Annotated in this window: 15 protein-coding genes; 11 read left to right on the top strand and 4 right to left on the bottom strand. The window is 33.8% G+C overall.

Going from position 1 to position 15096, the window contains the following annotated elements:
• From lptC to nth, 3 genes are all read left to right on the top strand, one after another.
• A partial coding sequence (gene lptC / locus HGC4_RS12985; protein ID WP_157258284.1) for an LPS export ABC transporter periplasmic protein LptC occupies window positions 1–588 on the top strand: 588 nt, incomplete at its 5' end.
• Between the two features lie 254 nt (window positions 589–842).
• Complete coding sequence (locus HGC4_RS12990) at window positions 843–2960, top strand: peptidylprolyl isomerase (RefSeq protein ID WP_050710569.1); 2118 nt, start codon at window positions 843–845, stop codon at window positions 2958–2960.
• A gap of 177 nt (window positions 2961–3137) precedes the next feature.
• On the top strand, window positions 3138–3800 hold the full coding sequence (nth, locus tag HGC4_RS12995) for an endonuclease III (RefSeq protein WP_050710588.1): 663 nt from the start codon (window positions 3138–3140) through the stop codon (window positions 3798–3800).
• Window positions 3801–3808: 8 nt separating this feature from the next.
• Here the strand turns inward: nth and HGC4_RS13000 are convergent, their stop codons facing one another.
• Complete coding sequence (locus HGC4_RS13000; RefSeq protein ID WP_050710570.1) at window positions 3809–4969, bottom strand: glycosyltransferase; 1161 nt, start codon at window positions 4967–4969, stop codon at window positions 3809–3811.
• A 225-nt stretch (window positions 4970–5194) separates the two neighbouring features.
• Between HGC4_RS13000 and HGC4_RS13005 the strand changes: the two genes are divergently transcribed.
• A complete protein-coding gene (locus HGC4_RS13005; protein ID WP_082204178.1) occupies window positions 5195–5521 on the top strand; it encodes a Bor/Iss family lipoprotein in 327 nt (108 codons plus the stop codon).
• 202 nt (window positions 5522–5723) lie between these two features.
• Window positions 5724–6608 (top strand): alkaline phosphatase, encoded by an 885-nt coding sequence (locus tag HGC4_RS13010; RefSeq protein WP_050710572.1) that lies wholly within the window; start codon window positions 5724–5726, stop codon window positions 6606–6608.
• 111 nt (window positions 6609–6719) lie between these two features.
• Here the strand turns inward: HGC4_RS13010 and HGC4_RS13015 are convergent, their stop codons facing one another.
• Window positions 6720–7346, bottom strand: a complete 627-nt coding sequence (locus HGC4_RS13015) for a nitroreductase family protein (RefSeq protein WP_050710573.1) — start codon at window positions 7344–7346, stop codon at window positions 6720–6722.
• A gap of 137 nt (window positions 7347–7483) precedes the next feature.
• Window positions 7484–7651, bottom strand: coding sequence for a DUF362 domain-containing protein (locus HGC4_RS13020; protein ID WP_050710574.1), 168 nt, complete (start codon window positions 7649–7651; stop codon window positions 7484–7486).
• A 291-nt stretch (window positions 7652–7942) separates the two neighbouring features.
• Here HGC4_RS13020 and HGC4_RS13025 point away from each other — a divergent pair, with 291 nt between their 5' ends.
• From HGC4_RS13025 to HGC4_RS13045, 5 genes are all read left to right on the top strand, one after another.
• A complete protein-coding gene (locus HGC4_RS13025) occupies window positions 7943–8659 on the top strand; it encodes a type IX secretion/gliding motility protein PorT/SprT (RefSeq protein WP_082204179.1) in 717 nt (238 codons plus the stop codon).
• A 44-nt stretch (window positions 8660–8703) separates the two neighbouring features.
• On the top strand, window positions 8704–9036 hold the full coding sequence (locus HGC4_RS13030; RefSeq protein WP_050710575.1) for an immunity protein Imm33 domain-containing protein: 333 nt from the start codon (window positions 8704–8706) through the stop codon (window positions 9034–9036).
• Between the two features lie 388 nt (window positions 9037–9424).
• Window positions 9425–9919 (top strand): hypothetical protein, encoded by a 495-nt coding sequence (locus HGC4_RS13035; protein ID WP_050710576.1) that lies wholly within the window; start codon window positions 9425–9427, stop codon window positions 9917–9919.
• A 215-nt stretch (window positions 9920–10134) separates the two neighbouring features.
• Complete coding sequence (locus tag HGC4_RS13040) at window positions 10135–11142, top strand: L,D-transpeptidase (protein ID WP_050710577.1); 1008 nt, start codon at window positions 10135–10137, stop codon at window positions 11140–11142.
• A gap of 122 nt (window positions 11143–11264) precedes the next feature.
• Window positions 11265–11954 (top strand): murein L,D-transpeptidase catalytic domain family protein, encoded by a 690-nt coding sequence (locus tag HGC4_RS13045; RefSeq protein ID WP_050710578.1) that lies wholly within the window; start codon window positions 11265–11267, stop codon window positions 11952–11954.
• A 119-nt stretch (window positions 11955–12073) separates the two neighbouring features.
• Here the strand turns inward: HGC4_RS13045 and HGC4_RS13050 are convergent, their stop codons facing one another.
• Complete coding sequence (locus tag HGC4_RS13050) at window positions 12074–13129, bottom strand: class I fructose-bisphosphate aldolase (RefSeq protein ID WP_050710579.1); 1056 nt, start codon at window positions 13127–13129, stop codon at window positions 12074–12076.
• A 235-nt stretch (window positions 13130–13364) separates the two neighbouring features.
• Between HGC4_RS13050 and HGC4_RS13055 the strand changes: the two genes are divergently transcribed.
• Window positions 13365–15095: a phosphoenolpyruvate carboxykinase (ATP) gene (locus tag HGC4_RS13055; RefSeq protein WP_050710580.1), complete on the top strand. Its 1731-nt coding sequence runs from the start codon at window positions 13365–13367 to the stop codon at window positions 15093–15095.
• Window position 15096: the final 1 nt, after the last annotated feature.

Consider the following 15096-nt stretch of genomic DNA (forward strand, 5'->3'; position numbering starts at 1 on the left):
AAACAAGGTATTAGGATATTGCCATTATTGGCTATCCTAATACTTTCTTTTTTTATGTCATGTAACAATGATAAAAAAGAATATATTAATGCACCTCTGGATAGAGAAACAATGCCTAGCATGCAAGATGATAGCGTTACAATGCTAATTTCCGATTCAGGGCTAATTAAATATAAACTTATTACAAAAGATTGGGAATCTTTCGAAAATGCAAAAGACCCACATTGGTATTTTCCAGAAGGAATATATGTAGAGCAATTTGACACTCTTTTTCAAAAAGAAGTAACCTTAAAAGCAGATACTGCTTGGAACTTTACTCTCAAAAAGCTCTGGAAACTGAAAGGGAATGTATTTATTGAAAATATAAATAATGAAACATTCAGCACCGACGAGCTTTTCTGGGATCAAAAAGAACAAAGGTTTTATTCAGATAAATATATAGAAATAAATAGACCTGAGAAGCTTATGCTTAAAGGAATAGGCTTTGAGTCGAATATGAATATGACCCAATATCGCATATTCAAACCACGCGATACATATATTTATGTTGAGGAAAAAGAAAATCAGAATCAAGATCCACAAAATTAGGCTCTTGATGTTTTGTGAGTAAATATATAAACCAAGACTCTAATACCTGTATATTTACAAACCAGTTAGCAAATAATAAGCTATACTAAAATCTAATATTAGCAGATAAATGACAAATATCAATCGAAGCCTTATAAAGACTCACATTTTTTGCTATTTAAACTGATTTTCAAGCTAAAATTACTATCTTCGCTCGCTAAAATTATTTAAAAGAATAAATCACAATAATAATAAAAATTTAATAGTTCGTTTAAATGGCTGCATTACAGAAAATTAGAAATAAAGCCGGATTGCTTATCGGTGTAATTGCCGTTGCGCTGTTGGCTTTTATTTTTCCATGGAATGAATTAACATCATTCATCAACAAACAGAGAGATAAAGCTTTCACTGTAGATGGAGAGGTTGTTTCAACCGGAGATTATCATAAAAGAGTGACTGACTTCGAGAACTTCCAAAAAATAATTAGTGGACAAACATCTTTGGATGAGAACACTAATTCGCAAATCAGAGAATTTGTTTACGAGCAGATGGTAAAAGAACTTATGCTTAATGAACAAACTAAAAGCTTAGGCTTAACTGTTTCGGAAGGAGAGTTACACGATTTAATATTTGGAGCAAATATTTCTCCAGTATTACGTCAAATACCAGTCTTCACTGATCCTCAAACAGGACAATTCAGCCAAGCAGCACTTACTCAATTTGTAACATTGGTAAGTACAGATGCTAAAACTGTGCCTCTAGATCAGCAAGCTCAATTGGAAAACCTAAAATCTGTTTGGGAAACTATTCAGAACATGGTTAAATACCAACGCTTAGAAGAAAAGTATAATATTCTGCTTGCAGGTACCATTATGGTAAATGACACAGAAGCTAAAGCTAATAGTGATGCTTCTAAATCAACATCAGACATAGCATATGTTATCAACAGATACTCATCTATACCTGATTCTACTGTAACAGTTACTGACAAAGAAATTGAGAAATTATACAACGATCGTAAAAACAATTTCAAGACTTTCGAAGAGTTAAGAAAAGTATCTTATTTCACTAAACAAATCGTTCCTAGCGAAAGTGATTTTGCTGAAGTAGAAAAAGAAGCTAACATTGCTCGTGAGAAATTGGCTGAAGCTACTAATCCTGCATTAGTTGTTGCAGATTATTCTGAAGTACCATTTCAAGATGTATTTTTCTCTGAAAAGAACCTATCAGCAGAAGAGGCTACGTTTGTAAAAGCTGCTTCAATTGGTGATATTTATGGACCAATACGCGATAACGAAGCTTTCAGAATATATAAGCTTATCGATCGTACAGCGGCACCAGACTCTGTGAAACTAAGTATGATAATAATTCCTGAAGGAGCTGATAAATTAGTAGCTAATAACAGAGCAGACAGTATTATCAATGTTATCAAACAAGGTAAAGCTTTTGATGTAGTAGCAAACGAAATATTCCCTCAATCAAACGGAGGAGAAGTAGGATGGGTTACTGAAGCTCAATTGTCATCAGCAGGAAAAGAGTTTGTAGATGCTTCTTTCAAAACTCCTGTTGGCGAAATAACTAAATTGAACTTGCAAGGACAAATCCAAATCATCAAAGTTGAACAAAAGACTCAACTTGTAACAAAATATAAATTAGCTCTAGTTCAAATGCCAGTATCGGTAAGCGATCAAACTCTTATCACTTTGGATAATGAGCTAGGACAATTCGTAACAGAAAGCGGAAACCCTAAAGACTTTGTAAAAGCTGCAAAAGAAAAAGGATATGACGTTGTTGCAAATTCTCTAATTTCAGGATCATTCCCTAATATCAACCAAATCAATGGGTCACGCCAAGTTATAACTTGGGCATTCAACGAGAAAGTTGGTTCAGTTAAGAAATTTGATCTTGCAGATTATAAAATTGTAGCTCTTATTGATTCAAGAATTGCTCAAGGATTCCTTCCTGTATCAGAGGTTGAAGAAGGCTTGAAAGCTGAATTGATTAAAGATAAGAAAGCTGAGAAAATGATTGCTGATCTTAAAGCCAAAAACATATCGTCTCTTGATGGATATGCTGAAGCAATAGGAACTAAAGTTGACACAGTTAAGTTTGTAACTTTCAATACACCAAACATTCAAGGTATCGGTAGAGAATCAGCTCTAAATGTATATTCGGAGTTAGGTACTGTAAATAAACTTGAAGCTCCTGTAAAAGGCGACAATGGTGTTCTAGCTATCACTGTAGTGAACAAGGCAGATCAAAGTAAAGACTTTAATTTGGAATCATTCAAACAAACTACAAACAGTCAAAATATGTACAGAGTAATGTCTCAAGCAATGCCTGCACTGAAAAACAAAATGAATGTAGTAGATAATAGAGTAAAATTCTTCTAATTAAAGAATAACCCTATTTTAATATAAAGAGAGGCTGTCTAAATTGGACAGCCTCTCTTCTTTTTTATTAATGTCTTACGAATATTTACTATTTTTGTAATACGATCATAAAAGAAGGTTCAAACAGAACCCACTAATTTGTGACACTGACAATACAACTTTAAAGAGATGAAGATGATAACTAAAAAGGAACGATACGAAAATATTATAGCTTGGTTTCAAAAAAACATGCCTGTTGCCGAAACCGAATTACATTACGATAACCACTACCAACTATTAATAGCTGTTATACTTTCAGCCCAATGTACCGATAAGAGAATAAACATTATAACGCCTCCTTTATTCGAAGCCTTCCCTACCCCTGAAGTTATGGCAGAAAGCTCTCAGGAAGAAATATACGAATATATAAAAAGTGTATCATATCCGAATAATAAGGCGAAGAACCTTCTCGGTATGGCTAAAAAGTTAACTTCCGAATTTGGAGGAAAAATACCTAGTACTCTATCCGAGTTAGAGTCAATACCGGGAGTAGGACGCAAAACAGCCAATGTTATATTGTCTGTAGCTTTCGACAAGCCTGCTATGGCAGTAGATACGCATGTATTTAGAGTTTCCAATAGAATTGGTTTAACTAATAACTCTAAAACACCGTTAGAAACAGAACGAGAATTGGTAAAACATATACCTAATAAGCTTTTATCGATAGCTCATCATTGGCTTATACTGCATGGTAGGTATGTATGCACAGCAAGAAGCCCGAAATGTGACGCTTGCGGCATCAATCAATGGTGTAAATTTTATTTGAAAAAGAACGGGGTAAAATCAATAACAAAAGTTTAAAGAGTTTCTTAGACTCTCAATATATGATCAACTTCATTAAGCCATTTCTGATAATCGAAACGTTTCATGCACTCATCGGTTTTTGATACAAAGTAAGGAAGTAAAGAAGGATCATCCAACACTTTCTTCATGCCCATGTAAACACCCTCCGAACTATTCTCGGTGAGTATTCCGTATTTGCCTCTTTCTATTACATCTTCAGGACCTCCACAATCCGTAGTAATAACAGGAGTACCTAAAGCCGTAGATTCAAGCAGAGTCAATGCAAAACTTTCACGAGATGAAGGACAAAGAAACCAATCGCTTCTTTTCATGTAGGGAAAAGGATTTGCTACGCGTCCCAACATTTTAATCCGATCATCTAATTTATATTCAGAAATCATGGACTGCAATTTATCAAATTCGTCTCCATCTCCTACAATCAGAAAATTAAAATCATAACTTTCATTTTTTAATCGATCTGAAGCTAAGATAATACGATCTACTGTTTTCTCATAAGACAAACGAATAACTACTATAAAACTGACCCCTGTAAACGCAGGTAAATCAACAGGCTCTTGTGCTCTATCAACAATACTCGATAAATCTAATGCATTATACAAGACTCTTATCTCTCTTTTGGCCTTTCCTCCGTGATAAAGATTTATATAGCTTCTCCTTGATGAATCGGATACACATATAACCTCATCAAATCGATCAAATGAACGGTTCATACGATTAATCTGAAATCTATTTAGAGTATACGAAAGCCATTCTTTTAAATTATGACTACTATAATCCCTTTCAAAAGGGTGATTCTGTATCCAAAGATATTTAGGCAATTTCAGTTTACTGAATAGTATAGAATAGAAGCCATCTTTGAAGCAAACAACTTCATCATAATCATCTTCTTTAAAACCTACCAACTTAGCATATAGCCGTGGATAAAAAATAAGTATATTCTTATAAATAAGTTTCTTTATACCTGTAAGTTCGTTTGGGAAAATATATTTGACAGGCACTTTTGAAGAAACTCTACTCAATAATGTATTCTTTTCGGAAGGGTTGGGCAATAATAAAGTTACAGCACACTCCTTCTCTACTAAATGATTCAATAAATTAACAAGGAGAATCTCTGTCCCCCCCATATAAAAGCAATCATTGAATATGAGTATTCTCTTTTTCTGCATTGAAATATAATTGATTCTCTATATCAAAGTTAATAAAAATATGATAGATGAGATAAATCAGTTCAAAACAGATTTTAAGCTATGGTTTATTCGAAGCCAAAGATCAAATAAAACAAAATGTAATTAATCTAATTTTCATTAAGACACAATAAAAGGAATATGGATATTTATATATACATTTGGCGACTTATTAACTAAAATTACACTAATTTAAAAATTTCATTTATGAAAACTAGTAGAATTAAATTCTGCCTAATGGCACTTATCTGCGTGCTTATGACTTCATGCTACACATCAAGAGTAGCTAATGGTAATATGACAATAACAGAGCCAACTCTAAAAGTGAATTCTCAAAAGAATCATTTTTTGTTGTGGGGATTACTTCCTTTAGGAGAAACACAAGTTGCTAAAGAATATGTTGGAGACAGAAAAGACTATACGACAGAAACCAGTTGGACTTTTGTTGATGGATTGCTTAATTGCATTACACTTGGTATCTATACCCCAACAACTACAACATACTACCTCCCAATAGGTGATGTGAAGAAATAATATTTTTCTTTAAAAAAGAGAAGTCAGCTTAACGGCTGCCTTCTCTTTTAGTAAATTTTCGATACATTTGTTTTTCTCAAACACCTATCTTCTAATTAGTCAAAGTCTATAGAGTTCAAAATATAGCGATATTAATCTCGCCTTACCTTAAATTTGCTCCTATCATTTGAACCTTATTTTATATTAACCAATATTATTAGAGATGAAAAACAAATTATTATTCTTAATCTTATTCTTCGTCGCATTTCAAATAAATGCAGCCAACAAAGCAAAACATGTAGTATTAATCGGTTGTGATGGCTTTGGTGGTTATGCTTTCGAGAAAGCAAATATCCCAAACATCAAGAAACTTGCTCAGAATGGATCTATGACTCTTGAAATGAGAACGGTATTACCATCTTCGAGTGCCGTAAACTGGGCTTCAATATTAATGGGTGCAGGTCCTACATTCCACGGATATACGGAATGGGGAAGTAAAACTCCCGAAATACCATCGGTTACGGTTAGCAAATACGGAAAATTCCCTTCTATATTTACAATATTAAGAGAGCAGAAACCCAATAGTAAAATGGCAGTAGTATATAGTTGGGAAGGTATCGAATATCTGGTCGAAAAAGATATTATTGATATTGTAGCTCCTACCCAATCGAATGAGAACCTTTCTGCAGACACAGCTGCCTCAATTATAATGAAAGAAAAGCCAGACTTTCTCTTTATTCATTTCGATGAACCAGATCATGTTGGTCATTCAATAGGACACGATACCCCCGAATATTATTCAACATTAGAGATAGTAGATCAACGGGTAGGCAAAATTATAAATGCTGTACATGAAGCAGGCATAGCCAACGAAACAGTAATAATACTTCTTGCAGATCATGGTGGTATAGAGAAAGGACATGGAGGTAAGACTCTACAAGAGGTACAAGTACCTTTCATTATTAGTGGCGCAGGTATCAAGAAAAATCATAAAATTACAGACTCTACAATTGTATATGATGCTGCCTCAACCATTGCCAAGATATTAGGATTAAAGCAACCTCAGGTATGGAGAGGACTACCCGTTCAAGATGCTTTTTTGAAGTAAATCAATTTGGTGTCAAACAATTTTAAAATAGCACAACATACTAAAAACAAAAGCCGAAATAATAATATTTCGGCTTTTTCTTATTCTATAATAAATCTATTATTTATATACTCAGAAAATAAATAGATCTTTAATATCTTTCCTTACTTTAGGCGTATCAGCCAAATGGTCTTCGTTACTATCTCTAAAACCAAGAGGAAATAGAAGTGTCGATCTTAAATTTTTCTCTGGTAAGCCAAGTATCTCATCAACTATTGAAGCATTAAAGCCCTCAACAGGAGTTGAATCAACTCTCAACGAAGCTGCTGCAATAGACGCATATGCCATAACTATATAGGTTTGACGAGCCGACCATTCGAATATTTCCTGCTCAGACATACCTAGCAAGAAACTCCATTTGGTTCTGTATTCTTCTAATCTTGCACCCGTTATATTTCTTACTTCACCCAAATGATCAATATATTCGTTCACATCTTCTTGAGTAAGCTTAGTATAAGCCGAAAATACCAAAAGATGAGAGCAACCTTTTATCATCATTTGTCTTGGAGCAGCCTCTTCTAAAATCTGATTTTTTATTTTAGGATCTGTAATTACCGATACCTTAAATATTTGCATCCCCATAGAAGTAGGAGCTAAACGTATAGCATCAAGTATAGTATCTATCTTATCTTGTTCAACAGTCTTGCCATTCATTCTTTTGCAAGCATACCGCCAGTTCAAATCTTCAATTAAACTCATTTCTTATTTTTAAATTAAGGTCACAGACCTTGGTTGTTTTTATCTTTAAAGAATAGTAAATATTTACAAAGCCTTATACTTATATCTAAATAAAAAAGGACTACAATGTAGTCCTTTTATACTTCTTCTTCAGCAAATTATGCTGGACTGATTGCGCTTGTTGGACATACATCAGCACAAGTGCCACAATCTGTACATGTATCAGGATCGATTACATAGATCTCTCCTTCTGAAATTGCAGTTACAGGACACTCATCAATACATGTACCGCATGCAATACAATCTTCGTTAATTACATAAGCCATGACTTCAATACTTTTATAGTTAATACTTACTTTTCTATATGACCTAACAAAGATATAGCCTTTTTTTTTCTATTCAAACACCAATCTGCGAGATTATACAAATACTTTACACCTTTTATTGATATCGACAATCCCCAATCTATCTTAAAACACTTATTAACAACAATATAAATAATTGATCCTAAAAAAAGTGATTATTTATATTTTCTGCTTAATTTTACCGATCCAAAGTCAAAACACTCAAGATGCAGTCATCATCTTGATATGACATTTACCTAAAAGTATATTATTTTGAGAAATTGCAATAAATATATAATCCTTATCTGTCTGTTAATCACTTATGGAAATAACCTTTTTGCTCAGAAGCAAAAGGTAAAAAACCAACCATATGCCGACCAAAAACTATTTCACTTAGGTTTTACTCTTGGATTAAGTACACAGGACTTGATTTTATCTCATACAGGATTCGTCAACCCCGATAATAGTGTCTGGTTTTCCGAAATTCCCTCCTACTCTCCCGGGCTTAGTGTGGGTATTATTGCCGATCGATACATCAATCAATATATGAATCTAAGAGTTATACCAACTTTGAATTTTGGAGAAAAACGATTTATATTTAGTGAGCAGAACGGTAAGCATGAAAACTTTGAGACGAGTATAAAGAACAACTACCTCTCACTGCCTATACATATGCGATTCAGTTCTGAGCGTTTAAATAATATCCGTCCCTACGTGCTAGCAGGAGGCTTTATCAATACACAAATCGGAGGACAGAAAGAACCTGTTATAAAACTTAATAACGTAGATTATGGTATAGAAATAGGGCTAGGCTGTAATCTATATTTTCCTTTATTCAAACTTAGTCCTGAGCTAAGATTCTCATTTGGTTTAAAGGATATACTGGAAAAAGACCGCTCAGACCTTACTGATGAGAAGCTTTTGATTTACACAAGAGCTCTTAATTCGGCTAAATCGAGAATGATAACATTAACATTCAATTTTGAATAATTCAAATAACAATCATAACATATTTATAATATAAAACCCGACCTATGCAGAATGATGAGAATTGGGATGATCCCTCAATAAAAGATTATACAGACATGCAGAAGTATGCATTTGTCACTCAAAGAGCACTCGATAATGATTATATCGGATATTGCTACCGCGAAAATTCAGAAATAAAGATTGATAGCGGATGGCGTTTCTTATATGGTGATGAAGACGAAGATTATCTGGATAATCCTGTTAATACTATAACTCAAGATTTATCTGTTGTAGTAGAATGGAAACCTCAGGTGAAAGACATACTTGCTTTTCGCAGAGGACTCGATTTTGAATGGAATCCAGAGAAAGAAATATTTGAACAGATATCAGACGAATAAACCGGCTTATAGCCTTATAACATTCTTTTAGGAAAGAATACCTACCTAAAATAGGTATAGAAATATTACAATAAAACTCTACACTATTTTAATCATAAAAAGAGCTTGTCATCCAGATAAGCTCTTTTTATTTCTTCCCTTTTTCGAACACAACTTCAAAAGCTATTTAAATATATCAATATTGTGAATAGTTATCCATTTTTTAAGAATTGACACCTCCTCTAAATACGGTAAATTTGTATTCTATAATATTATAAGGATAGATACAAGCCCACTATTGAAAACAATCAAAACTTACAAAAATAGCAAAACAACAGTACTATTTCATGTATATATTTTCTTATATATAGTATGTAAAACAATAACTAAAGACAAACTTTAAACAATTATGAGAACTATACTAGTTATTCTTTTTATCATATTTTACACACACAATGTATCATGTCAAAACAGTTTGAAACTTAATGAGAATAACGAGAACAATAATTACTTTAAATATACCGTAGAAGGGAAATCTTTTCTCTTAAAAGAGAATATAGATATAGAAATCACCGTATCATTAACATCTCCATCAATAATATATAATTTCTGCGGTCAAGAGAAAAACAGACAAATACAACTTAAGTGGGAAAAGATGGATAAGACCAATGATGTTGGAACTTTCAGTATTCTGAATGGACATTTTACGGATTCGGAAAAAAACATCAAAAACAAAGAAGTAACAGGTAAAGTAGTCATAAAAAAAGCCAATTACAAATCGCATATCAATAGAATTATTGCCCTCGAAGGGTTATATGAAATAAGCATTAATATGCCCGATAAAACAAAACAAATAATTAACGGTAACTTCTTTTACGAGGGAGAATATACCATTTCGCTCTGACGTTCTTCATTTTTCATATACCACGAAGCCAAGAAAGGAAACTACTATCAATCAAACTCCTTTCTTGGCTTTTCTTCTACATCCGTTAGCAAAAATTCACATTTTTAACTATATTGCAGTTTTAAGGGAACAATAACATTCCTTGCTTTGTTTGTATAGTTAAACAGCTAAAATAAGATAGCGATTTACAAAAAAACAAATATATTGACAGTATAATGAAAAAAGCCACATTACTATTAATCATCGGTCTCGTGACTTTAAACTCTTGCAATCAAAAGACTCAACAAGAAGCGCCTCTTAATACTCAGGCAGAGGATTCTGTCGTAGCAGAGAAACCTGAACCTATCAGTTTTGATCCAGAAAAAATAGAAATAGAAAAAGCATTTCTTTATGATGACCACACATTAGAAGATACATATCCATATAAAGATACTGTAAGAGTATTTCAATGGAATAAAATACGTAAACGATTGGCTCTGCTCGATTCGATAGAGGCAGTACCCGCTTCGTGGGCTATTTTACAAAACTATAAAAACAAGAATGGTGAAGCTCCACTCGTTAAGGTATATAAAAGAGATTCATACAAACGTATTTCGGATACATTGGGAGTTGAAAGATATCAATCGGTGCCTTTATTCTTACCTACCGACTCTACTGTTGCTGAAATATATGGAAGAGACGGATCGTTGGTAAAGCTAATCAATAATGATTCTTCAAGATTAGTGAAGATCACAACTGTTGATATGAAAGGAGAATGGCTTGTACCTCAAAAATATATCAAAGCCATAAACGATACAATAATATTCAGAAAAGCAATCTTTATAGATTTGACAAATCAGAACATAGCTACACTGGAAAAAGTAGATTCTAAATGGCTTGTCAGAAGTATGAATCCTGCTACCACTGGTTTACACAAACCTCCTCATATGCAGGAAACACCAAAAGGAATATTTGTGATTCAAGAAAAAAAGTCTAAAATGGTTTATCTTGTAGATGGGTCGCAAGAAACAGGAGGCTTTGCTCCTTACGCCAGCCGCTTCTCCAATGGAGGCTACATACATGGTATTCCTGTAAACGCTCCAAGTACAAAGATTATAGAGTTTAGCCCATCACTAGGAACTACCCCCCGTTCGCATATGTGTGTACGTAATGCTACATCTCATGCTAAATTCATTTATGACTGGGCTCCGACAGAACAAACTCTAGTTTTTATTTTTGATTGAAAAAACTTAACTTTTATTCTCATTTAAAAGATGTAACTTTGTGGGCGCTAAGGTCAAAGACTAATATTAAACCCTGCAATTAAATAAAGCAGTAATATTTTACTATACTTATTATCTTATTTATGCAAAAAGTTATAATTTACATTTTAATGTTCTTTCTACCAGTGGGCTATTCAGTCACTAATCATAAAGATCCCGTATTACTTGCTTCTGCAACTTCTGAATGTGAAAAACTTTATACTGATATGCATTTAGAAAACATCGTTAATTATGCTGCCTTTGAGCAAGCATTTATCGGTTACAACAAAGTTCAAGAGAAAAACAGAGATATTATCACTCTAATCGATTTTACAAAACCCTCAACAGAGGAACGTTTGTATGTTTTGGATATGAAACAGAAAAAATTGCTTTATTCTTCTCTTGTGTCACATGGCAGAAATAGTGGCGAAAACTATGCCACTTCGTTTTCTAACGAGAACGGCTCTTATAAAAGCTCTTTAGGCTTCTATTTGACAGAAAGTACATACGAAGGTAAAAACGGCTATTCTCTCGTTTTAAATGGTCTCGAAAGAGGTATCAATGATCGGGCTAAAGAGCGTGCTATTGTTATTCATGGCGCCCCCTACTCTAACCCATCGGTTATAGCTTCGGGACGACTTGGCCGCAGCCAAGGATGCCCTGCACTACCTCAGGCACTAAGTAAACCAATTATCAATACAATAAAAGGAGGAACTCTGCTTTACATTTATGCCGATGACCACAAATATCTGGCTCAAAGCAATATTTTATCATCATATACAGCATCCCTATAAACAAACATAAAGAATATATATAAGAAGAGAGGTTATTCGCAATGAATAACCTCTCTTCTTTTTATGTAGATTCAAAATCTAGTTATTTAAATGTATCTAATATAACAAGATCTGCAACCTTAAGCAATAGTTATACTCTTATCTAGATAAACATCCTGAATGCTATTTAATAGTTCGATGCCTTCTTTCATTGGTTTCTGGAATGCTTTACGACCGCAAATCAACCCCATACCTCCAGCACGTTTATTTACTACAGCTGTATAGATAGCTTCTTTTAAATCTGAAGCCCCATGAGACTCTCCACCCGAATTAATTAAGCCCACACGCCCCATGTATCCATTGGCAACCTGATAACGGCACAAATCGATCGGATGATCGGTAGTCAACTCCGAATACATCTTAGGATCGGTCTTACTAAATTTAATAGTTGTAAAGCCACCATTATTAGTAGGTAGTTTTTGTTTTATAATATCTGCCTTTATAGTTACTCCTAAATGATTTGCCTGACCAGTCATATCGGCTGCAGCAGAATAATCAACACCATCTTTAGTGAAAGCTGGATTACGCAAATAACACCAAAGAATAGTAACCATACCCAACTCGTGAGCATATTCAAAAGCTTTTGCAATATCCACCAATTGCCTACGGCTTTCTTCGGAGCCAAAATAGATGGTAGCACCAACTGCTACAGCTCCCATATTCCATGCCTCTTTAACTGTTCCGAACAAAACCTGATCGTATGTTGTAGGATATGACAATAACTCATTATGATTTATTTTTACAACAAAAGGAATCTTATGTGCATATTTACGTGCAACCGATCCCAATACTCCAAATGTAGAAGCAACAGCATTACAACCTCCTTCGATTGCCAGCTTCACTATATTCTCCGAATCGAAGTACATCGGATTAGGAGCAAATGAAGCACCTGCTGTATGTTCAATACCTTGGTCTATCGGTAAAATAGATAAATAACCTGTGTTAGCTAAACGACCATGCCCCAATAACGTTTGAAAACTATTCAATGTTTGAATATTCCGATCAGAATCTATCCAAAGATTATCGATCAGCGACGAAGTCGGCACATGAATAAGCGATTTGTCGATTGTTTTACTAGTGTGGTTCAAAAGATAAGATGCAGAATCACCTAAAATTTGTTCAATTTTTGAGCTCATAATTTTATTCTTTTTAGTATGAAGAAATTAGTACTATATAAACAGTCTATGAGACTTAATAGTTTACATCAATCACTCATAAAAAATAATAAAAGAAAGCTTTTTTAACAGAATCACGAAAAGATAAATACTCTGTTTATCACAATTAGTCTGAATTATTTTTTAACTTTGCTTGCTACGCTAAACAAAAAGATATCAAATTACAAATATTAATAATCAAAGAGTAAGAGAAGATATGCTACATGAATTCACCCTATCGCGTGATAAAGCGATGATAAATTTCACTCTAAAATATTGCGACACTAAACAAAAGTTACTTAGTAGCTATGGTTTTAAACGCGTAGTAGAAGCATTTATCCAAAAAATAAAGAAGGATGATCCTATCATATACGATCACTATATTAAAAGTTTCAAACTTGATGAGGATCTAGTTGAATCTCTAATTGAATCTTTTAAATTATTGACTGTTTTCAAAATAGAAGAAGTAATAGAAGTAGACAATAAGTACAGCGCTTTCTTTGCAGATAAAGATTTATTTATCGAACTTATTGATCTATTGATTCAATTCTGGAAAAATCTTGAAAGATACTCAATTGTACGTAATTCAAGTTTAGGTGACGGTCTTCAAAATGTAAGATTTATTCAAGCCAATGATTTATTCAACGACCTTGTACTTACAACTGCACGCAGAATCACTGAAACCGTGAACGGATTCGAACAAAGAGTATATCGTCAAAAAACAGTAGGAGCAACAGCTTCATTAACTCTTAATGATGTTAATTGGAACTGTCCTATTGAATACAAAGGACTATCAGCTATACCATTTATCAGTACAGTTGTAATACGACCTCCATTTATTACATATACAAAACGTAATACTCGTGACGGTATTTTTCAGGAACATCACCAAAATCCTCTTGAAAACATTGTTCTCAACGAAGACGATTGGTTTGTATTCCCTGCAAAAGTAGGTATCATGCTTACATTCGTATATTTCCACAAAGATTTCATGGCACATGGTATTGGTCTTTCAAATCTATTCGAACTTGCAAAAGAAAGCGAATATATTGGTAAGAAACCAGATATTATCTATGTATTCGGATATCCTGACGGACACGAAGAAAAAAGAACATTCTATTACAAAGATAAGAAGAACGATATCTTGATTGGATATGCAAACTATTGCGACGATATCGATTATTTCGGATACATGAAGAAGATGTTATTAACACTTCACAATGTAAAACAAATAGAATTCAACAGATTACCTATTCATGGTGCAATGGTAAACATTGTATTGAAAAACGGAAACGAATCTAATATCATCATTATGGGTGATAGCGGTGCAGGTAAATCTGAAAGCCTGGAAGCCTTCCGTAGTCTTAACGAAAATTACATTCGCCACATGCGTGTAATATTCGATGACATGGGATTCCTTAACAAAGAAGCTGATGGTTCAATCAAAGGATATGGTACTGAGATCGGAGCTTTTGTTCGTATCGATGACCTTGACCCTGCTTATGCTTATGAGCAGTTAGATAGAGGTATTTATACCAATCCTGACAAAATCAATGCTCGTGTAACTATTCCTATTTCAACATACGAAATAATATCTAAAGGATATAAAGTAGATATTATGCTATATGCTAATAACTACGAAGATGTTGAACAAAAAATCGTATTCCACGATGATTTGGCTAAAGCAATTGGTATCTTCGAAGATGGTGCTCGTAAAGCTAAAGGAACAACTACTGAAAAAGGTCTAGTAAAGTCATACTTCGCAAATCCATTCGGACCAGTACAAGAACGTGCTGAAACTGAAGTACTAGTACGTCAATACTTCAAAGACATGAAAGATAACGGTGTGCAAATCGGAGAGATACATACATCGCTAGCTATCGACGGACGTAGCAAAGACGGTCCTCGCGAAGCTGCTGAAGAACTATTCTCATTGATAAATAGCTAAT

It is taken from the genome of Dysgonomonas sp. HGC4, from assembly GCF_001261715.1.
Classification (GTDB): Bacteria; Bacteroidota; Bacteroidia; order Bacteroidales; family Dysgonomonadaceae; genus Dysgonomonas_A.

Bases quoted from the DNA above. Each gene is read 5' to 3' on its own strand.
- HGC4_RS12990 (WP_050710569.1), top strand. From the start codon at position 843: ATGGCTGCATTACAGAAAATTAGAAATAAAGCCGGATTGCTTATCGGT.
- HGC4_RS13000 (WP_050710570.1), bottom strand. From the start codon at position 4,969: ATGCAGAAAAAGAGAATACTCATATTCAATGATTGCTTTTATATGGGG.
- HGC4_RS13005 (WP_082204178.1), top strand. From the start codon at position 5,195: ATGAAAACTAGTAGAATTAAATTCTGCCTAATGGCACTTATCTGCGTG.
- HGC4_RS13010 (WP_050710572.1), top strand. From the start codon at position 5,724: ATGAAAAACAAATTATTATTCTTAATCTTATTCTTCGTCGCATTTCAA.
- HGC4_RS13015 (WP_050710573.1), bottom strand. From the start codon at position 7,346: ATGAGTTTAATTGAAGATTTGAACTGGCGGTATGCTTGCAAAAGAATG.
- HGC4_RS13020 (WP_050710574.1), bottom strand. From the start codon at position 7,651: ATGGCTTATGTAATTAACGAAGATTGTATTGCATGCGGTACATGTATT.
- HGC4_RS13030 (WP_050710575.1), top strand. From the start codon at position 8,704: ATGCAGAATGATGAGAATTGGGATGATCCCTCAATAAAAGATTATACA.
- HGC4_RS13035 (WP_050710576.1), top strand. From the start codon at position 9,425: ATGAGAACTATACTAGTTATTCTTTTTATCATATTTTACACACACAAT.
- HGC4_RS13040 (WP_050710577.1), top strand. From the start codon at position 10,135: ATGAAAAAAGCCACATTACTATTAATCATCGGTCTCGTGACTTTAAAC.
- HGC4_RS13045 (WP_050710578.1), top strand. From the start codon at position 11,265: ATGCAAAAAGTTATAATTTACATTTTAATGTTCTTTCTACCAGTGGGC.
- HGC4_RS13050 (WP_050710579.1), bottom strand. From the start codon at position 13,129: ATGAGCTCAAAAATTGAACAAATTTTAGGTGATTCTGCATCTTATCTT.
- HGC4_RS13055 (WP_050710580.1), top strand. From the start codon at position 13,365: ATGCTACATGAATTCACCCTATCGCGTGATAAAGCGATGATAAATTTC.